Annotated in this window: 15 protein-coding genes; 4 read left to right on the top strand and 11 right to left on the bottom strand. The window is 63.9% G+C overall.

From position 1 onward, the window contains the following. Nucleotides 1-50: 50 nt before the first annotated feature. From ACFW0H_RS29470 to ACFW0H_RS29440, 7 genes are all read right to left on the bottom strand, one after another. The gene (locus tag ACFW0H_RS29470) at nt 51-1136 is read right to left on the bottom strand and encodes a fimbrial protein (protein ID WP_422917376.1); all 1086 of its coding nucleotides are present in this window, start codon (nt 1134-1136) and stop codon (nt 51-53) included. Between the two features lie 259 nt (nt 1137-1395). Beyond that, entirely contained in the window at nt 1396-2481 is a 1086-nt protein-coding gene (locus ACFW0H_RS29465) for a fimbrial protein (RefSeq protein ID WP_422917375.1), read from the bottom strand. 382 nt (nt 2482-2863) lie between these two features. Further along, complete coding sequence (gene gabP, locus ACFW0H_RS29460) at nt 2864-4276, bottom strand: GABA permease (RefSeq protein ID WP_422917374.1); 1413 nt, start codon at nt 4274-4276, stop codon at nt 2864-2866. A gap of 59 nt (nt 4277-4335) precedes the next feature. Next, complete coding sequence (locus ACFW0H_RS29455; protein ID WP_422917373.1) at nt 4336-5121, bottom strand: creatininase; 786 nt, start codon at nt 5119-5121, stop codon at nt 4336-4338. 131 nt (nt 5122-5252) lie between these two features. Beyond that, nucleotides 5253-6593, bottom strand: a complete 1341-nt coding sequence (locus ACFW0H_RS29450; RefSeq protein WP_422917372.1) for an MFS transporter — start codon at nt 6591-6593, stop codon at nt 5253-5255. Between the two features lie 361 nt (nt 6594-6954). Beyond that, entirely contained in the window at nt 6955-8166 is a 1212-nt protein-coding gene (locus tag ACFW0H_RS29445) for a M24 family metallopeptidase (protein ID WP_422917371.1), read from the bottom strand. A 409-nt stretch (nt 8167-8575) separates the two neighbouring features. Further along, complete coding sequence (locus ACFW0H_RS29440; protein WP_422917370.1) at nt 8576-9580, bottom strand: GlxA family transcriptional regulator; 1005 nt, start codon at nt 9578-9580, stop codon at nt 8576-8578. Nucleotides 9581-10232: 652 nt separating this feature from the next. Here ACFW0H_RS29440 and ACFW0H_RS29435 point away from each other — a divergent pair. Next, nucleotides 10233-10652: an acyl-CoA thioesterase gene (locus ACFW0H_RS29435; protein WP_422917369.1), complete on the top strand. Its 420-nt coding sequence runs from the start codon at nt 10233-10235 to the stop codon at nt 10650-10652. A 101-nt stretch (nt 10653-10753) separates the two neighbouring features. Here ACFW0H_RS29435 and ACFW0H_RS29430 read toward each other — a convergent pair whose 3' ends face one another. After that, nucleotides 10754-11056: a hypothetical protein gene (locus tag ACFW0H_RS29430; protein ID WP_422917368.1), complete on the bottom strand. Its 303-nt coding sequence runs from the start codon at nt 11054-11056 to the stop codon at nt 10754-10756. 208 nt (nt 11057-11264) lie between these two features. On the opposite strand from ACFW0H_RS29430, the gene ACFW0H_RS29425 reads away from it, so the two are divergent. Continuing rightward, on the top strand, nt 11265-12305 hold the full coding sequence (locus ACFW0H_RS29425; RefSeq protein WP_422917367.1) for a threonine aldolase family protein: 1041 nt from the start codon (nt 11265-11267) through the stop codon (nt 12303-12305). Nucleotides 12306-13181: 876 nt separating this feature from the next. Next, entirely contained in the window at nt 13182-15227 is a 2046-nt protein-coding gene (gene fusA, locus ACFW0H_RS29420) for an elongation factor G (protein ID WP_422917366.1), read from the top strand. Nucleotides 15228-15408: 181 nt separating this feature from the next. Here the strand turns inward: fusA and gstA are convergent, their stop codons facing one another. Together gstA and gbcB are read right to left on the bottom strand one after the other, a co-directional pair. Continuing rightward, nucleotides 15409-16014 carry a glutathione transferase GstA gene (gene gstA, locus ACFW0H_RS29415; protein WP_422917365.1) on the bottom strand — a complete coding sequence of 202 codons (606 nt, stop codon included), beginning with the start codon at nt 16012-16014 and terminating at the stop codon, nt 15409-15411. Between the two features lie 289 nt (nt 16015-16303). Next, nucleotides 16304-17407 (bottom strand): glycine-betaine demethylase subunit GbcB, encoded by a 1104-nt coding sequence (gene gbcB, locus ACFW0H_RS29410; protein ID WP_422917364.1) that lies wholly within the window; start codon nt 17405-17407, stop codon nt 16304-16306. A gap of 361 nt (nt 17408-17768) precedes the next feature. On the opposite strand from gbcB, the gene gbcA reads away from it, so the two are divergent. Further along, a complete protein-coding gene (gene gbcA, locus ACFW0H_RS29405; protein ID WP_422917363.1) occupies nt 17769-19061 on the top strand; it encodes a glycine-betaine demethylase subunit GbcA in 1293 nt (430 codons plus the stop codon). A 174-nt stretch (nt 19062-19235) separates the two neighbouring features. On the opposite strand, the gene ACFW0H_RS29400 is transcribed toward gbcA, so the two are convergent. Further along, nucleotides 19236-19350: transposase (locus ACFW0H_RS29400; protein ID WP_422917385.1), on the bottom strand; the 115-nt coding region annotated here is incomplete at its 5' end.

Here is a 19350-nt window from a genome sequence, read left to right as displayed (position 1 = left end):
GGATAATGGCTACCCCAACGTCGTGGCATCTCAACGGGCTCGGGTCGGGCTCACTCGAATTCGAACTTGAGCGTCACCTGGCTCTTGAATTCGCCGGGGTCCACGTACTTTTCCGCCTTGATCGGATAGGCCTCCAGGTCGAACTGGGTCTTCTGCTCCACCTGGTTGAAGTCGAGGGGGACGAGGTTCTCCGGTTTCGGGGTGGCGAATTCGCGCAGGGGCGGCACGATGCGGCCGTTGTTCTTCAGGATGATCGCCAGGTCGCTGCGGTCGTTCACCGCCAGGGCATTGGTCTGCACGTCGTGGGGGTTGCCTTCCAGGACCAGGTTGACGGCAACCATCTCGGAGATGTTCTTGCACTGGATATTGAAAGTCCGGGAGACCGTGCGTTGCGGCGTCTCGCCCGGCTCGGCCACCTCCCAGGGGTTGAGGTTGCCAAAGTCGATGGTGGTGACTTGGCCGGGAGCGAGTTCGCAGCTTTGGGGGACGGTGACGGTGCCGCTCATCCAAACGTCGGCCAGCGGCGTGGCGCCGGTGGGACTCGTATTTTCGACGGTACCCCGAAGCTCCAGCAGCTTGGTCTTGGGAATGACCGATTCGCCGATGAAGGGCTTGTCGATCATCAGGTGCAGGCGGCCTTTCTTGCCGGTATCGAAGATGACGCGGACCTCCCCGTTCGCCCTGCACTGGAAAGGATGCCCGTCCTCTGATGGCCCCATGTTGCTGACCGATGTGAAAGGGATAGGGACGAATTCGGTCCTTCTACCGTCGATCCACACCTCGCCCGCCACCTGGATATTGCGATTGACCTTGAAGAACTGCATATCCACCCCATTGACCGCTGCCGTATAGCCTTTGGCAAGGTCGCTCTTGGCGGTGTAGAAGATCTCGGGGACGATGGTATTCGGCTTGTTGCATTTACAACCTCCTCTGTATTGGCCGCCCAGGTCCCAGGTATGGGCGTTGGGCATTAGCATCTGTGGCCTGTTCTCTTCCGGCGAATAAAAGGTTTGGTTGAACAGAAAGTCGAATGAGTGCGTGCCGTCATCGGGGCTGCATTGCCCACCGAAGGCAAAGCCGGGCATGGCGAGAACGAGCACGGCAAGGCCGCGCAGGAGTGGGGAATGGTCCTTCATGTTGAGCTCCGGGGCATCGAGAGACGGATAAGCTACCGGTGCGCTCTCGGGCTCTGGAGGGGGGAGCGAAAATCAAGAAAAGGCCCGTATCGGAGCGGAACGAGGCTTACAGCCAGTGTTTTGCCGGTGTAAGCCCGTGGCAGCGAGGCGGTAGGGGGGACAGCGCTTTTCTGTCCACCGGAGGTGCCTGAGCCCGGGCACTGAAGCCGGCCCCGTCTGGTGGAAATCGCTTCCCCTTCGGTATGGCGGGTGTGGGGGATCACTCGAATTCGAACTTCAGCGTCACCTGGCTCTTGAACTCGCCGGCCCCGATGTGTTTTTCCGCCTTGATGGGGTAGGCCTCCAGGTCGAACTGGGTCTTCTGCTCCACCTGGTTGAAGTCGAGGGGGATGAGGTTCTCCGGTTTCGGGGTGGCAAATTCGCGCAGGGGCGGCACGATGCGGCCGTTGTTCTTGAGGATGATGGCCAGGTCGCTGCGGTCGTTCACCGCCAGGGCATTGGTCTGCACGTCGTGGGGGTTGCCTTCCAGGACCAGGTTGACGGCGACCATCTCGGAGATGTTCTTGCACTGGATATTGAAGGTCCGGGAGACCGTGCGTTGCGGCGTTTCGCCCGGCTCGGCCACCTCCCAGGGGTTGAGGTTGCCGAAGTCGATAGTGGTGACCTGGCCAGGGGCAAGTTCGCAGCTCTGGGGCACGATGACGCTGCCGCTCATCCAGACGTTGACCAGCGCTTGCCCACCTGACGGGTCCGTCTTTTCGAGGCCTGCCAGCAAATCGAACAGTTTGGTGCGGGGGATGACCGACTCACCGATGAAGGGCTTGTCGATCATCAGGTGCAGGCGGCCTTCCCTGCCGGTGTTGAAATAGATGTCAAGCAACCCCGTCGATGGGCAGTCGTACTTGAAGTTAGTGTTGTTGGAGAATTTCGAAAGTGGCAAAGGTACGTATTTATCTACCTTGCCCCCGACATAGACTTCGGCAGCCACCTGGATATTCCGATTGACCTTGTAGAACTGCATCGCCTCCCCGTTGACCGTGGCCGTATAGCCTTTGGCAAGGTCGGTCTTGGTCGTGTAGATGATTTCGGACGGCGTCTGCTGGCTCGTGCCTGGTCTGCTGCAGCCGCAGAATCCGGGGTAGCTGACACTGCCAACGTTCCAACTGTGCGCATTGGGCATCAGTTGCTGGTGGCTGTTTTCCTCCGGCGAGGTGAAGGTGGCGCTGAAGGCGAAGTCGAAGGCCTTGGCGGCACCATCGGGCTTGCAAACCCCGGCGAGGGCTAAGCCGGGCATGGCGAGAACGAGCACGGCAAGGCCGCGCAGGAGTGGGAAATGGTCCTTCATGTTGAGCTCCGGGGCATCGAGAGACGGATAAGCTACCGGTGCGCTCTCTGGCTCTGGAGGGGGGGAGGGAAAATCAGGAAAAGGCCCGTATCGGAGCGGAATGAGGCTTACAGCCAGTGTTTCGCCGGTGTAGGCCCGTGGCGGCGAGGCGGTAGTGTGGACAGTTCCGTAGCCCGGATGAAACCAGGGGAAAACCCCACCGCCCTCCCGGATTTCATCCGGGCTACGATTTGCTGACAGTCCGAAAGGCAGGCCTACGGCCTGCATAGCGAATGAATTCGCCCCCACAAACCCGGAATCCCTCGACGGATGAAAGAAAGCCGTACCCGCTCGGCGTACGGCCTCTTGCAGACTCATCGAATCCCTTCGAACCCGTAATCACTCACTGCAAATCGGCCTGCGCAAGTCCCGGTGCCGCCTGCCGTGCCCTCCCCTTGCGGCTGTCGAGCAGCCCCAGGCAGACGATCACGACCGTCAGCATGCCGGTGGCCAGTACCTCCGCACGATGGTCCGGCATCGCCAGCATGATGCCGAGCACCGACAGGATGAACAGGATCACCAGCCAGGTCAGCCAGGGATACAGCCACATGCTGAATTCCAGCGGCTTGCCCGAGGCGACCAGTTGGCGGCGCATTCGCAACTGCGAGATGGCGATCACCAGATACACCAGCAGCGCCACGGCGCCGGAGCTGGCGAGCAGGAAGGCAAAGACCTTCTCCGGGGCGAAGTAGTTGATGATGGTAGTGAGGAAGCCCACGGCGGTGCTGGCCAGCACGGCGGCGTAGGGCACCGCCTTCGGCGAGGTCTTCTGCAGCAAGCGCGGGGCGTCGCCGCGTTTGCTGAGGGAGAAGGCCATGCGCGAGGCGGTATAGATGGCCGAGTTCAGGCAGCTGGCCACGGCGACCAGCACCACGATGTCGACGATCAGCTTGGCGTTGGGGATGTTCATGATCTCCAGGGCGCGCTGGTAGGAGCCGGCCTCGGTGAGCAGCGGGTCGTTCCACGGCACGATGGAGATGATCAGGAAGATCGACACGATGTAGAAGATGCCCATCCGCCAGACCACCGAGTTGGTCGCCCGGGTGATCTGCTTCGCCGGGTTCTTCGATTCCGCGGCGGCGATGGTGACGATTTCCGTACCCATGAAGCTGAACACCGTGGTCAGCAGCGCCCCGAGCACCGCGCTGAAACCGTTGGGCATGAATCCGCCATGCTCCCGGGTGAGCTTCATCACGCCGCTGACCTCACGGTCGGGCAGAGCGCCGGTGAGCGCGCAGAAGCCGAGGACGATGAAACCGATCACCGCGATGACCTTGAGCAGGGCGAACCAGAACTCGAACTCGCCGTAGCGTGCCACGCTGAACAGGTTGGTCGCGGTGAGCAGGGCGGTGACCGCCAGGGCGAACTGCCAGGTCGCCACCGCCGGGAACCAGGCGTTGAGGATCGCCGCGGCGGCGACAGCCTCCAACGGAATCACCAGCACCCAGAACCACCAGTACAGCCAGCCGATGGAAAAGCCCGCCCAGCGGCCGATCGCCCGTTCCGCGTAGGTGGAGAAGGAGCCGGTATCGGGCGAGGCCACGGCCATCTCGCCGAGCATGCGCATGACCAGCACCACCAGCGTGCCGGAGATCAGATAGGCCAGGATCGCCGCCGGACCGGCGGAAGCGATGGCGTGGCCGGAGCCGACGAACAGGCCGGCGCCGATGGCACCAGCGATGGACAGCATGGTGACGTGGCGCTGCTTGAGTTCGGCGGCCAGGACCGGGCCGCCGGTGGAAACAGGCGTGGACATCGTGGTTACCCTCGTATTCTTGTTGGACTGGGGTCTTGGACGAAACGGCGTGGAATCGATCAGGACGGCGTCGCGAACGCCTCCTGCACGGCGGCGGCGATACCCTCGGTGCACACCTGCAGGATCAGCTCGCCCTTCTCGCGGCTGGCGTTCTTCGCCGAAGAGAGCGTGCCGCAGGCCGGCGTGCGCTCGGGGATCACCGGGAACACGTCGTAGGGCGGGAAAGTGGCGGGTGGGTGGTCGACGACTTTGTCCATGTCCACCAGGTTCGGGTAGAGGGCCAGCATCAGCGAGGTTTCGAAGACGCCGCCGTGCTCGATGTCCCAACCGAGGAAACCTTCCGGATAGAGTGCCTCGATCACCGCCGGGTCCCTGATGAAGTCCCAGTAGGACAGCACCACGACGCGGAAATCCTCGATCCCGGCATAGCGCAGCTCGCGCAGGGCGAGATCGATGCCTTCGACTATGAACATCGAGTTCTCGTAGTGCCCGTTCATCAGCACCAGGCGGCGCACGCCATGGCGCGCCAGCTCACGGATGATGTCCTGCACGGTGCCGGTCAGGGTCGCCCCGTCGAGACTGGTGGTGCCGGGAAAATGGTTGCCACCGCCGGACTTCTGCTGGGACTTGTAGCCGTACTGCAGGCCCGGCAGCACCAGGGCGCCAATGCGCTCGGCGACCCGCTGGCATACGGCGGTGGGCAGCAGCACATCCACGTTCATGCACATGTGGTGGCCGTGCTGCTCCAGGGCGCCGACCGGCAGCATCAGCACGCAGCCGCCACCGGCGACGCGGGCTTCGTACTCCTTCCAGGTCAGCTCACCTACGAAAACGCTCTTGCTCATCGACTTCTCTCCAGGATTTCAGGGGCACGCCCGGCCACGGACGGTCTTCCGCTGATTGCATTGCATCAGAAGTGAGTGGGTAACTTTTGTACGTATCCGACCCGAAGTTGGCAGGATCGCCAGGGGCGGCCTCAGTTGTCCGCCAGGGCCTTGTGCGCCGTCTCGCGGATGCACAGCATCGCCAGCAATGCCACCGCCGCCGCGCCCACCAGCATCCAGGCCGGGGCCAGCTTGTCGCCGGTCTGGCTGATCAGCCAGGTGGCGATGAAGGGCGCGGTGCCGCCGAACAGCGCGTTGGCGGTGTTGAAGCTGAAGGCGAAGCCGGTGTAGCGCACCCGCGTCGGGAAGACTTCGGCGAGGAAGCACGGCAGGGTGCCGTCGTTCATCGCCAGCATCAGGCCGAAGGCGATCTGGATCAGCAGGATGAAGGCGAAGGTCTGCCCTTCGAGCAGGCCGAACAACGGCACGGTCACCGCCAGGAACAGCAGCGACGCCGCGATCAGCATGGTCTTGCGGCCGAAGCGATCCGACAGCTTGCCCATCAGGAAAATGAAGCCGATGTAGGTGGCCAGGGACACGGTGGAGGCGAGGAAGGAGTCCGTCTCGGTCATGCCCATTTCGGTGGACAGGTAGGTGGGCATGTAGCTGAGGATCAGGTAGAAGGCCACCGCGTTGAGGCAGGTGACGCCGATGGCCACCAGCACGCGCTTGCGCTGCGCGCCGAACAACTCGCGGATCGGCACCTTGTGCTCACCGCCCTTCTGCTCCAGGGCCTGCTCCATCTCGCGAAACTTCGGCGTGTCCTCCAGGTGCAGGCGGATATAGCGGCCGATCAGCCCGAGCGGCGCCGCCAGCAGGAAGGGAATGCGCCAGCCCCAGCTGTGCAGTTGCTCGGTATCCAGTTGCGAATAGAGCGTGGCCGCGAACAGCGAGCCGAACAGCAGCCCCGCCGCGGTACTGGCCGGCACCAGGCAGGTGTAGAAGCCGCGCTTGTTGTCCGGGGCGTACTCGGCGAGGAAGGCCGCTGCGCCGGCGTACTCCCCGGAGGCGGAGAAGCCCTGCACCAGGCGGATCAGCAGGAGCAGCAACGGCGCCAGCATGCCCACCTGGGCGTAGGTGGGCAGCAGGGCGATGCAGAAGGTGGCGCCGGACATGATGAGGATGGACAGGGACAGGGCGTTGCGCCGGCCGTAACGGTCGCCGATATGGCCCCAGACGATGCCGCCGATGGGGCGGACGATGAAGGAGATGGCGAATACCGCGAAGGCCGCGAGCAGGCCGGTGGTCTTGTCCGTGGCGGGGAAAAACACCACGGCGATCACGGCGGCCAGGTAACCGTAGGCGGCGTAGTCGAACCACTCGACGAAGTTGCCCATGAAGCTGGCGGTCGCCGCACGGCGGAGGGTGCTGCGCTCGCTGGCCATCTGGCGTCCGGCCTGGCCGTAGGCCAGGGTCTGGTTGGAAAGGCTCATCGGGCACCTCCTTCGGGGAGCTGCGCCTGGATGCCTGGAGTATGGACGGGAGCACCCCGGCCGTTGTGGAAAGACACAGTGTCGGCCGCTCCCCACGGGAGCGTTCTTGAAACAAACCTGACCATCGCCTGTACCTCTGTTGTTGTGATTTCGGCAGCGGGTAGTCAAAGAGTGGCGCGTGCGCGGGGCCTGGGCCCCGTGGAAGCCGCGCGTCGGTTCTTGTAGTTCGGTGGGGGTGTCGGCCCCGAGCCGTAGGGTGTGCTTTAGCGCACCGGCTTTCTCCGCCGGTGGGCTGAAGCCCACCCTACCAAGCACTTCCCACGGCCCGCGCAGTGTCGGCGCTGCGCGGGCGTGGGGGCGGTCATTTGCGGATGATGTTTTTCTCCGGGCCGTAGGGGAACTTGGTGATGTTCTCGGCACCGTTCTCGTTGACGATCAGGATGTCGTGCTCGCGGTAACCACCGGCGCCCGGCAGGCCTTCCGGCAGCATGATCATCGGTTCCATGGAGACGACCATGCCCGGCTCCAGCACGGTGTCGATGTCCTCGCGCAGCTCCAGCCCGGCCTCACGGCCGTAGTAGTGGCTGAGGGTGCCGAAGGAGTGGCCGTAGCCGAAGGTGCGGTACTGCAGCACATCGTGCTTGAGGAAGATCTCGTTCAGCTCGCGGGCGATATCGCTGCAGCGCATGCCGGGCTTGATCAGCTTGAGACCGGCCTCATGCACCTCGACGTTGACCTGCCACAGGCGCAGGTGGTCGTCGGAGCAATGGTCGAGGAACAGGGTGCGCTCCAGCGCGGTGTAGTAGCCGGCGATCATCGGGAAGCAGTTGAGGCTTAGGATGTCGCCCTTGTTCACCTTGCGCTTGGTGACCGGGTTGTGGGCGCCGTCGGTGTTGATGCCGGACTGGAACCAGGTCCAGGTGTCCATCAGCTCAACGTCCTCGAAGGTATCGGCAATGGCGCGGACCATGGCCTGGGTGGCATGCAGCGCCACTTCGTACTCCGGCACCTGGTCGCGCAGGGCTTCCACCACCGCCGCGCCGCCGATATCGGCGATGCGCGCGCCGTGGCGGATCATCACGTGCTCTTCGGCCGACTTGATCATGCGCATGCGCATGCAGGCGGCGGCCACGTCCACCAGCTCGGCGTCGGGGTAGCGGGCGGCCAGCTTGTCGCGGTTCTGCAGATTCAGGTGGTCGGCCTCGATGCCGATGCGGCGGGCCTTGGGCAGGGCCTGCTGGATGGCGACGAAGTAGTTGTCGCGCTGCCAGTCTGTGTAGACGATGTTGTCGGTGCCCTGGGTGCGGCGCCAGGGCTGGCCGCCGTCGATGTTGGCGCTGATGCTGATGACGTCGTCCTGGGTCACCACCAGGGCGTACGGGCGGCCGAAGGAGCAGTAGAGGAAGTCCGAGTAGTAGTTGATGTTGTGGTAGGAGGTGAAGACCGCAGCGTCGATGTTCTCCGCCGCCAAGTGGGCGCGCAGCCTGGCCTGGCGATTGGCGTATTCCTGGGCGGAGAAGGTGGCGCGAACCTTGTCGCCGTTACGGATGCGGAGCGTCTTGGGCATTTGCATGGCGGGAACCCTTGTTGTTTTCCAGTGACTCGGCGCACCGGGCTGGTGGGCCGTTGGAAGCATTGCAACAGATGCATCCAGGCGGTTTTTGTACGAATCCGACCCGAAGTTGGTTGGATCCGCAGGGGTGGGTTGGGGGGGCTCCGAGCGGGGCTCGACATCCCTCACCCCAACCCTCTCCCAGAGGGAGAGGGGGCTGTCCGTGCAGGTTTGGCACATTGCGCCAGGCGCGAGTCACCCTTCTCCCTTCGGGAGAGGGGCGGGGGTGAGGGAAGGTGGGATTCACTCGGAGCAGCAGGTAGGCTCGAACGGATTTTCTGTAAGGGCGATTTCCCCGCTACCCACCAAAAAAACAGGCCCGGACCGTGCTGCCAGGCACGGGCGGGCCCGAAGGTGGTGTCGCTCGGTGTCAATGCATGGCGGCGCGGCAGAGCTGCGGCTTGTCCAGCCGCTCGTTGCTGGGCGGGATGCCGAAGTGCTCGCGGTAGCACTTGGAGAAGTTCTGCGCGGAAAGGAAGCCGCAGCCGATCGCCACCTGCACCACCGGCATGGCGGTCTGGCGCAGCAGTTGGCGGGCGCGCAGCAGACGCAGCTTGAGGTAGTAGCGCGACGGCGAGCAGTGCAGGTATTTCTGGAACAGCCGCTCGAGTTGGCGACGCGACAGTTCGATGAAGCTGGCCAGTTCGTCCAGCTCGATGGGCTCCTCCAGGTTGGCCTCCATCAGCGCAATGACATCCCGCAGCTTGGGCTGGGCGCTGGCCAGGGCCTCGCTCAGGGTCAGCCGGGGTGGCGCCGGCTCGCTGCGTAACTGGCCGAAGGCCAGGGTCTCGCTGATGGCGCCGAGCAGCGCCGGCCCCTGGCTGCGGCCGATCAGTTGCAGCATCAGCTCCAGCGCCGCGTTGCCGCCAGCGGCGGTGTAGCGGTCGCGGTCCAGCGTATAGGGTTGCGGGCTCAGGGCGATGCCCGGGAAGCGTTCGCGCAGGTCCACCCGGCAAGTCCAGGCCGGGCTGCATTCGTAGCCCTGCAGCAGGCCGGCCTCCGCCAGCACCCAACTGGCCGAGCCCAGTGCCCCAAGGTGCACACCGGCGGCCGCCAGGGACCGGACGCGCACCAACAGCGCGGGATCGCAGGTCATGGCCGGACCGTCGCCACCGCAGAGAATCAGTGCATCCAGGCGCGGCTCATCGTCCAGTCGCGACTCAGGAGAGACCTGCATGCCGTTGCCGGCGCGAACCGCCGAGCCATCCAGGTTCAGGGTGCGCCAGCGATAGAGGGCGGTGCCGGACAGCCGGTTGGCCAGGCGCAGCGGTTCCAGGGCGCCGGCCAGGGCGATCAGGCTGAAGTCGTCCAGCAGGAGGAAGCCGATGGATTCCAGGCGCTGCCGGGGTTGGGGAAAAGCTTGATAGGCGGTCATGGCGTCAGCACTCCACGGCACTCACGGCCAGGCCGCCGCGGCATGGGGCCCACGGTATGCGAGCTGGAGGGGCTCTTGAACAGGTCGAACACACTGACAGCCATGCCGGTTCCTCGACGAGTGGGGAGAATCCTGTAGGAACGAAATCATTCGCTCCTACAGGATTCTCCCGGTCCGGCCTGCGGAAAATCTGTCCGTATCCGACCCGAAAATGCACCTGTCCACCGCCCTCGCCCACAGAAAACGGGGATCAAGCTGTGGATAAGCTGTAGAGCCCCGGCCCCACACCAAGCCCGGCGCCGGTTCTGGCCGATCGGCCATTTTTTGAGCTATTTCAGGAGCTTGCCGGAAGCGCTGCCCCCAGAATCTGTGCAATGGACTGTGGATAAGGTGTGAGCGCCCGCCTGGGGCGCTGGCGGTTTGGGGCCCCCCTGAATCTGATCAAAAAACGTACAGACCAGCCTGATCAGCGAAAAAATTAAACACGCGATTAAATTTTGTAACCCGCGCCGAATATGGCTTTCACCGCTGATATAACGGTTTCCGTTCAAATATTGACCAACTCGGCACCCGGCGACGTAGAGCGGTCATGGGCGCGAGGCCGCCCTGATGCCGAATGCCGATGGATTACCCCCGAACGAGGCAGCCTGACATGAGCGAGACCCTGACCTACCGCGGCGCCGTCTATCCCTGGCACTGCGACCATATGGGCCATATGAACGTGATGTGGTACGTCGGCAAGTTCGACGAGGCCACCTGGCAGCTCTTCACCCTGCTGGGCCTGGCACCATCGCGGCTGCGCGAGGAGAACGCCGGCATGGCGGCGGTGGAGCAGCAGATCGAATACCGCAGCGAGCTGCACGCGGGTGACGTGGTGTCCATCCACTCCCGGGTGCTGGAAATCAAGGACAAGTCCATCCGCTTCCGTCACGAGATGCGTAACGACGAAACCGGCGAGATAGCCGCTGTCACCACCCTGGTGGGCGTTCACCTGGATACCCGGGCCCGCAAGGCCCGCGCCTTCCCCGCCGACATCCGCGAGCGTGTGCAGGCTTGGCAGGAACCGGCCTAGGAATTACCCCCGGAAAACGTGGATCCCGCTGTGGATAAACTGTGGGATCGGCCACGCAGCCCGCATGTAATCTGGGCTGCAGCCGACTGATCAATATCTGCTCAACCGTTCAGTTGGCTCAGGCAGGACTGGGAAACCTTCAGCAGGCGCTGGTGAGTCCGTTCCGGCAATGGGGTCTTTTGCGTCTTCAACGCTTCCAGTTCGGCGCCGCTGAACTCGGCGCTGACCTGGTCGGCCGCGCAACTGCAGTAACGCTGCAGCTTGTCTGCGGCGAGGTTGGCTTGTGCGCTGGACTTGCATTCCTGGATGAAGAGGTCGCGCTCACCGGCAGGCCACTCGGCCGCGACGACCGGCAGGCCGATCAGCAGGGGCGCGAACAGGGCAATCAGGGTCTGGTAACGCATGTCGATTCCTCCGTTTGGAACGGGCGGGCACCTTTGCTCTGAGGCCGCCCGGACGCATCGAGTTCCATTGCGTCGACAAGACGCCCGGCAACGGCGCGCCAACCGTGGAAAAGGATGTCGCCTCGAACGAATCCCAAAGGGCCAACCTGGCGTAAAGTTAGGCCCCATGCGCCTGTGCCTGCAGGCGAACGGACACAAGGACCAGTACATGACCGACCAGACCCAGCAATTCGCCAGCGACAACTACTCCGGCATCTGCCCGGAAGCCTGGGCCGCGATGGCCGAGGCCAATCGCGGCCATGAGCGCGCCTATGGCGATGACCAGTGGACGGCGCGCGCCGCCGACCACTTCCGGCAGCTGTTCGAGACCGACTGCGAGGTCTTCTTCGCCTTCAACGGCACCGCCGCCAACTCCCTGGCCCTGGCTTCGCTGTGCCAGAGCTACCACAGCGTGATCTGCTCCGAGACCGCCCACGTCGAGACCGACGAATGCGGCGCGCCGGAGTTCTTCTCCAACGGTTCCAAGCTGCTGCTGGCAAAGACCGCCGACGGCAAGCTGACCCCCGAGGCGATCCGCGAAATCGCCTTGAAGCGCCAGGACATCCACTACCCCAAACCCCGCGTGGTCACCCTCACCCAGGCCACGGAAGTGGGCACCGTCTACCGCCCCGAGGAAATTCGCGCCATCAGCCAGGTGTGCAAGGAGCTGGGCCTGAACCTGCACATGGACGGTGCACGGTTCGCCAACGCCTGCGCCTTCCTCGGCTGCTCGCCGGCCGACCTGACCTGGAAGGCCGGCGTCGATGTGCTCTGCTTCGGCGGCACCAAGAACGGCATGGCGGTGGGCGAGGCCATCCTCTTCTTCAACCGCGACCTCGCCGAAGACTTCGACTACCGCTGCAAACAGGCCGGCCAGTTGGCCTCGAAAATGCGCTTTCTCGCCGCCCCCTGGGTCGGCCTGCTGCAGGATGACGCCTGGCTGTACTACGGCAATCACGCCAACGCCTGTGCACAACTGCTGGCCGAGCTGGTGGCCGACGTTCCCGGCGTCAGCCTGATGTTCCCGGTGGAAGCCAATGGCGTGTTCCTGCAGATGTCCGAGCCGGCGCTGGAACACTTGCGCAACAAGGGCTGGCGTTTCTACACCTTCATTGGCGCCGGCGGCGCCCGCTTCATGTGCTCCTGGGATACCGAGATGGACCGCGTGCGCGAGCTGGCCGCGGATATCCGCGCGGCGATGGGGGCCTGATCCAGCACTATCGCGACCAGCCCTGTGTAGGGGCGATTTCAATCGCCAAGCAGGCCGAAGGGCTGCCCTGTCGAACCCGATGGGGCAGCTGCGCTGCCCTTGGCGAATGAATTCGCCCCTACAGGAAAAGCGCACAAGGACCGCACCACAAATACCCCGCCTTACCCCCGATTTCCGTGGACCAACCTGTGGACAATCTGTAGAGCCCAGGCTGCGGCCCACGCCTGCCGCGGCTTTCCGGCCCCTGTATATTTCCTGATCTATTTCAAGGACTTGCCATTTCTTCACACAAAATCTGTGCAACGAAAGGTACACAAGCTGTGGAAAACTGGCTGAAGCCCTTGTCTCACCTGCGATACAACTGTCTGATTGTTTTTTAACCAGCACTCTTCTACTGCCGGGTTATCCCCGTGAAATGTGGATAACCCTGTGGAAATCCTGTTGGCGACCCTGTATAGCAAAGTCCCCGTAATTCCTGGCCTTCAGCCGATTTCATACACAGCAGAAGGCGACCGCCGGAAACTTGCACACAAATTACGTGCAAATACCTGTGCATAAGCCGTTGGTAAATCGTCCAACCCTAATAACCACGCCGTGTACAGAGCATCGATCATTGGCTGATCGGCCTGCCTTTTGTCGCCTGACCTGGCCTGAAACAGTCACCTTGCGGTGGAAAACGGGTCTTTTACTCACAAAGCCGGTGGAAGCTTCTGTGGACAAGCTGTACAGACCCCTCCCCGGGCCAGGCTTGACGCGGCCTGCCGGGAATCGCTCATTTTTCGTGCGATATCAACAAGTTGCAGCAATCTCGGTGGTTCCGGGGCAGGTACGGGGTGCCTGCCTATACTGGAAACACCCCAGTGCGCGGAGGTGCTCATGGCGAACTACTCGGTGGAATCCATTCGAACGATCGCCCTGGTCGGCCAGGGCGACAGCGGCAAGACCAGCCTGACCGAAGCCCTGCTGCAGCGCAGCGGCGCCATTTCCAGTGCCGGCAGCCTGGAACGCGGCGACACGGTGTGCGACTTCGACCCGCTGGAGCGCGAGTACCACCACTCCCTCGCCTCCGCCCTGGCCCACTGCAGCTACGCCGGCGCCGAGCTGAACCTGATCGACACCCCCGGCTACCCGGACTTCATCGGCCAGTCCATCGCTGCCCTGGCAGCGGTGGAAACCGCGCTGGTGGTGGTCAACGCGCAGAACGGCATCGAACTCAACACCCGCCGCATGATGAACCTGGCAGCCGAGCGCGGCCTGTGTCGCATGCTGGTGGTGAACAAGATCGACGCCGAGCGGGTGGACCTCCCCGCCCTGCTGGCCAGCCTGCGAGAAGCCTTCGGCAAGGAAGTGCTGCCACTGAACCTGCCGGCGGACAATGCCAGCCGCGTGGTCGACTGTTTCTTCGCTCCCGATGGCGAGGCCGACTTCTCCTCGGTGGCCGACGCCCACCAGGCCCTGGTGGACCAGGTGGTGGAGGTGGACGAGGAACTGATGGCGCGCTATCTGGAGCAGGGCGAGATCGCCCCGGCGGAACTGCACGAGCCCTTCGAGCGGGCACTGCGTGAAGGGCACCTGATCCCCCTCTGCTTCACCTCCGCGCGCACCGGCGCCGGGATCGACGAACTGCTGGATATCCTCGCGCGGCTGGCGCCCAACCCGACCGAGGGCAACCCGCCGCTGTTCCTCAAGGGCGAGGGCGAGCAGGCCAAGGCCTTCCGCTCCAGGCCGGACCCGGAGCAGCACGTGCTGGCCCATGTGTTCAAGGTGGTGATCGACCCCTTCGTGGGCAAACTCGGCATTTTCCGCGTGCACCAGGGCACCCTGGTGCGAGACATGCAACTGTTCGTCGGCGACGGCCGCAAGCCGTTCAAGCTCGGCCACCTGCTGCGCCTGCAGGGCAAGCGTCATGAGGAGGTGAGCCGGCTGATCCCCGGCGATTTCGGCGCCCTGACCAAGGTGGACGAGGTGGAGTTCGACTCGGTGCTGCACGACTCCCATGACGAAGACCAGATCCACCTCAAGCCCCTGGATTTCCCCGCCCCCATGCAGGGCCTGGCCATCGAGGCCAAGCGCCGGGGCGACGAGCAGCGCATCGCGGAGGTGCTGAACCGGCTGCAGGCCGAAGACCCCTGCGTGAAACTGGATTACCAGGCCTCCACCCAGGAAACCGTGCTGCGCGGCATGGGCGAGTTGCACCTGCGCTACCTGCTGGACCGCATCACCGGCACCTACAAGCTCGAGGTGGAGACCCGCCCACCCAAGGTGCCCTATCGCGAGACCCTCGTCCGCCCCGCCGAGGGGCACAGCCGGCACAAGAAGCAGACGGGCGGGGCCGGCCAGTTCGGCGAGGTGTTCCTGCGCATCGAACCGCTTCCCCGGGGCAGCGGCTTCGCCTTCGCCGACGAGGTGAAGGGCGGCGTGATCCCCTCCCAGTTCATTCCCTCGGTGGAAAAGGGCGTGCGTTCGGTGCTGGCCTGCGGGCCCCTGGCCGGCCTGCCGGTGGAGGACGTCAAGGTCACGGTTCACGACGGCAAGCACCATCCGGTGGACTCCAAGGACATCGCCTTCCAGGCCGCCGGGCGCAAGGCGATGCTCGACGCCCTGCGCAGTGCCGGCGAAGTCGTGCTGGAACCCATAGTCGAAGTCGAGGTGACCGCGCCGGAGAGCAACCTGGGCGATATCACCACCGACCTGATCGGCCGCCGCGGCCAGGTGACGGGCACGGAGTCCCTGTCCCAGGGGCTGGCCCTGGTCTACGGCCAGGTTCCCCTGGCCGAACTGGACGGCTACGCTGGCCGCCTCAAGGCCATCACTGCCGGCCACGGCGCCTTCAGCATGGTGCTCAGCCACTACAGCGCTGCGCCCCAGGAGGTGCAGCAGAAGCTCGCCGGGGCCTACAAGGCAGTGCAGGAGGAGGATTGAGCCCGCCGCCGGCGCAATATTCCTGTAGGGGCGAATTCATTCGCCAAGCAGGCCGCAGGTCTGCCATCGGACCTCGCAGGGGGCAGCTGCGCTGCCCTTGGCGAATGAATTCGCCCCCACAATGAAAAGCCCTCGCACTCAGGGAGTGCGGCTTCGCCGCCCGTGGCGATTGAAATCGCCCCTACGCCAGCCCCTCCGCCTTCAGCGCCTCCTGCACCGCCGGACGGGCCGCGACGCGGCCCTGGAAGGCCTGGAGATCCAGGCAGTCGGAGATATCCATGTTGAGGAAGCCCGCCCAGTTCGCCACGGTGAAGAGGTAGGCATCCGCCGCGGTGAAATCGTCGCCGGTCAGGTACTGGCGCCCGCGCAATTGCTCGGAAGTCCACTGCAGGCGGCGGTGGACCATGCCTGAAAAGGTCGCCTTGGCCTTGTCGTCCAGCATCGGGTTGAACAGGGCGCCGAAACTCTTGTGCAGTTCGCTGGTGATGTAGGACTGCCACTCCATCACCCGGTAGCGCAGCAGCGAGCCGGCGGCGGGCATCAGGTCGGTGCGGCCGGCCTGGTCGCACAGGTACTGGCAGATCACCGGCCCCTCGGTCAGCGACTGGCCGTTGTCCAGCTCCAGCAGGGGCACATAGCCCTTGGGGTTGAAGCGATAGTAGTCGTCACCGCTGGTGGTCTTGTGGTCGCCCAGGTCGACCTTTTCGAGGCTGAAAGGCTGGCCGATCTCGCGCAGGACGATGTGGATGGCGAGGGAACAGGCACCGGGGGAATAGAAGAGTTTCATCGCGTGGACCCCTCTGGCAGGAGGCAAGGAACCGGCGCAAACGCGTCGGCGGGAGGACAACCTGATCAAGCATAGTGGGTTGCCCCCACCAACAGTGGACCAGCCTGTGGAAAAGCTGTTCGTCCCTGGTGCTTGCCCATGCCCTGCAAGGGCTGCCGAGGATTGGCGATTTTTCCAGCGATTTCAGCGAGTTGCACACAGCAACTGTGCAACGCTGCGTCCACAAGCTGTGGACAGATGGCGCCAGCCCGCGGCAGGCGCGGGCTGGCGGTAGGTGCTCAGAAAACCATCAATAGTCGATGGATACGTCGCCTTTGGGGATGCTGCAGCAGGAGAGGATGTAACCCTCGGCCACGTCTTCGTCGGTGATGCCGCCGTTGTGCTCCATCTCCACGTCGCCGGAGGTCTTCATCACCTTGCAGGTGCCGCAGATGCCCATGCCGCAGGCTTTGGGAATATGCAGACCGACCTTGGCGGCAGCCGCGTGCACGGTCTCGCCAGGGGCGATGTGGATGCTTTTGCCGGTGCTGGTGAACTCCACCAGGTTCATGGCGCCGGCCGGCACTTCGGCGGCCGCCTCGGCCGCTTCGGCGGCATGTTCCCTCACCTCTTCGCGGATTTCCGGCGGGGTCGGGCCGAAGGCCTCTTCGTGGTAGCGCTCCATGTTGAAGCCGGCAGCTTCCAGCAGACGCTTGACCGCCGACATGTAGGGCGTCGGGCCGCAGCAGAAGATCTCGCGCTCCATGAAGTCGCCGGCTATCAGGTCGAGCATCGCCCGGCTCAGGTAGCCACGATAGCCGGACCAGGTCTCGCCGATCTCGTACTTCTCGCAGATCAGGTGCAGCTTGAAGTTCTCGATGCGCGAGGCCATGTGGCGCAGCTCGCGGTGATAGATGATGTCCTTCGGCGTGCGCGCGCTGTGTACGAAAATCATGTCCACCGCGCCGTTGGTATCGAAGAACCAGCGCGCCATGGACATCACCGGGGTGATGCCGACGCCGCCGGACAGGAACAGCACCTTGTCCGCCGGGAAGTCGATGGCGTTGAACCGCCCCACAGGGCCGTGCACCGGCAACACGTCGCCCTCCTTGAGGTTGTCGTGCAGCCAGTTGGAGACTTTGCCGCCCGGCACGCGCTTGATGGTCAGGGAGAAGCTGTAGGGCACCGAGGGCGAGCTGGAAATGGTGTAGGAGCGCATGATCGGCTGGCCGTCGATCTCCAGTTCCAGGGTCACGAATTGCCCCGGCTTGAAGAAGAACACCATCGGCTGGTCGGCCATGAAACAGAAGGTGCGCACATCCCAGGTTTCCTGGATCGCCTTGACGCAGCGAACCATGTGCCGGCCGTTGGTCCAGGTCTGGGTCGTGATGGGATTGAGGAAGTTATTGGTCATGGACGCTGCTCCGCGCGGCCGGAAATCGGCCTATTGCGACGGATTGTGAATAACGCAAAAACAGCCCATTTACCTGTCTGCGACATTCACATGCTTATCGCGACCTGCCAGCAACCACCGGGTCTCCCCCGTCGGAAACGGATGTCCCCATGTCGCCCGCAGACAAGGTCGTACCTCCCCGCGCCAGCACACTGAATCCCAGCCGAACCACAAGGTTTTTGAGCGAGCCACCCTCGCCCCCGCAACCGGGCAGCCATTCGGCAGGCAAGAAACGAGGGCAGGTCACGCCGCCTTGCGTGACAACCGAAACAGCCACTTTTTGCGGCGGTCGCGAATGCGACCAGCCATTGAGGAGTTACCGATGGACGTCACTTCCACCCTGAGCCTGGGCGATCCGCTTCAACCCGCACGCAAGGCCACGGCCGAAATGCTCCGCGAACGCGACCACAGCTTCTCCCTGCCGCAGCCGTTCTATAGCGACGAGCGTCTGTTCCAGATCGACATGCAGGAGATCTTCCACAAGGAGTGGCTGATCGCCGGCATGACCTGCGAGATCCCCGCCAAGGGCAACTACCTGACCCTGCAGATCGGCGACAACCCGATCATCGTCATCCGCGGCGCCGAAGGCCAGATCCATGCCTTCCACAACGTCTGCCGCCACCGTGGCTCGCGCCTGTGCGTCAGCGACAAGGGCAAGGTCGCCAAGCTGGTCTGCCCCTACCACCAGTGGACCTACGAACTGGACGGCCGCCTGCTGTTCGCCGGCACCGAAATGGGCGCCGATTTCGACCTCAAGGACTACAACCTCAAGCCCGTGCACGTGAAGAGCGCTGGCGGCTACATCTTCATCAACCTGTCGGAAAACCCGCCGGCCATCGACGACTTCCTCGCCACCCTGGCCCATTACATGGAGCCGTACGACATGGAGAACACCAAGGTGGCCGTGCAGACCACCTTGATGGAAAAGGCCAACTGGAAGCTGGTGATCGAGAACAACCGCGAGTGCTACCACTGCAACGGTTCGCACCCGGAACTGCTGAAAACCCTGCTGGAATGGGACGACGTCACCGACCCGCGCGCCAGCCAGGCGTTCAAGGACCAGGTCGCCGCCTGCACCAAGGCCTGGGACGAAGAGAAGATCCCGTACGCCCACGCCAGCTTCGGCCTGCGCAACCGCATCGTGCGCATGCCGCTGCTCGACGGCACCGTGTCCATGACCATGGACGGCAAGCAGGGCTGCAAGAAACTCATGGGCCGCATCAAGAACCCGGACCTGGGCTCCATGCGCATCCTTCACCTGCCCCACGCCTGGAACCACTGCATGGGCGATCACATGATCGTCTTCACCGTGTGGCCCATCAGCGCCCAGGAAACCATGGTCACCACCAAGTGGCTGGTGCACAAGGACGCCGTGGAAGGCGAGGACTACGACATCGCCCGTCTGCGCGAAGTCTGGGATGCCACCAACGACCAGGACCGTCGTCTGGCCGAAGAGAACCAGCGCGGTATCAACTCCACCGCTTACCAGCCCGGCCCCTACTCCAAGACCTACGAGTTCGGCGTGATCAACTTCCTCGACTGGTACAGCGAGCGCGTGCTGAACAACCTCGGCGACACCCCGGCCACCAAGCTGCGCCAGGTAGGCGCCGAGTAAAACCAAGGGAGGCGAAGCCATGTCCCCGTGCCTCGGCTTCGCCATCCTGCTGACGATCTACGGCCTGGCCGCGACGCTCCTTCGCGCCTGGTACGACCGCACACACTGAGGTCCCCTCAAGGACCACCCTCGCCCCCGTCGGGATGTCGGCCCTGACGGGGGCTTTTTTTTGGTTCATCGCGCTTTCCCGGGGAAGGCGGCCTTGATTTTCAGGAAGAAGTAGACCGAGTCCCGAAAGCCATAGGCCATGCGCTTGATCACCTTGATGCGGTTGTTCACGCCCTCCAGG

It is taken from the genome of Metapseudomonas cellulosilytica, assembly GCF_049334135.1.
Lineage (GTDB): Bacteria > Pseudomonadota > Gammaproteobacteria > Pseudomonadales > Pseudomonadaceae > Metapseudomonas.
Note: the sequence above shows the minus strand (reverse complement) of the source record. Positions and strands in the feature narration are given on the sequence as shown.

What these genes read in the sequence shown, in the direction of transcription:
- gbcB (WP_422917364.1), bottom strand. Translation starts at nt 17,407, where the DNA reads ATGACCAATAACTTCCTCAATCCCATCACGACCCAGACCTGGACCAAC.
- ACFW0H_RS29435 (WP_422917369.1), top strand. Translation starts at nt 10,233, where the DNA reads ATGAGCGAGACCCTGACCTACCGCGGCGCCGTCTATCCCTGGCACTGC.
- gbcA (WP_422917363.1), top strand. Translation starts at nt 17,769, where the DNA reads ATGGACGTCACTTCCACCCTGAGCCTGGGCGATCCGCTTCAACCCGCA.
- gabP (WP_422917374.1), bottom strand. Translation starts at nt 4,276, where the DNA reads ATGTCCACGCCTGTTTCCACCGGCGGCCCGGTCCTGGCCGCCGAACTC.
- ACFW0H_RS29465 (WP_422917375.1), bottom strand. Translation starts at nt 2,481, where the DNA reads ATGAAGGACCATTTCCCACTCCTGCGCGGCCTTGCCGTGCTCGTTCTC.
- ACFW0H_RS29455 (WP_422917373.1), bottom strand. Translation starts at nt 5,121, where the DNA reads ATGAGCAAGAGCGTTTTCGTAGGTGAGCTGACCTGGAAGGAGTACGAA.
- ACFW0H_RS29430 (WP_422917368.1), bottom strand. Translation starts at nt 11,056, where the DNA reads ATGCGTTACCAGACCCTGATTGCCCTGTTCGCGCCCCTGCTGATCGGC.
- ACFW0H_RS29440 (WP_422917370.1), bottom strand. Translation starts at nt 9,580, where the DNA reads ATGACCGCCTATCAAGCTTTTCCCCAACCCCGGCAGCGCCTGGAATCC.
- ACFW0H_RS29470 (WP_422917376.1), bottom strand. Translation starts at nt 1,136, where the DNA reads ATGAAGGACCATTCCCCACTCCTGCGCGGCCTTGCCGTGCTCGTTCTC.
- gstA (WP_422917365.1), bottom strand. Translation starts at nt 16,014, where the DNA reads ATGAAACTCTTCTATTCCCCCGGTGCCTGTTCCCTCGCCATCCACATC.
- ACFW0H_RS29445 (WP_422917371.1), bottom strand. Translation starts at nt 8,166, where the DNA reads ATGCAAATGCCCAAGACGCTCCGCATCCGTAACGGCGACAAGGTTCGC.
- ACFW0H_RS29425 (WP_422917367.1), top strand. Translation starts at nt 11,265, where the DNA reads ATGACCGACCAGACCCAGCAATTCGCCAGCGACAACTACTCCGGCATC.
- ACFW0H_RS29450 (WP_422917372.1), bottom strand. Translation starts at nt 6,593, where the DNA reads ATGAGCCTTTCCAACCAGACCCTGGCCTACGGCCAGGCCGGACGCCAG.
- fusA (WP_422917366.1), top strand. Translation starts at nt 13,182, where the DNA reads ATGGCGAACTACTCGGTGGAATCCATTCGAACGATCGCCCTGGTCGGC.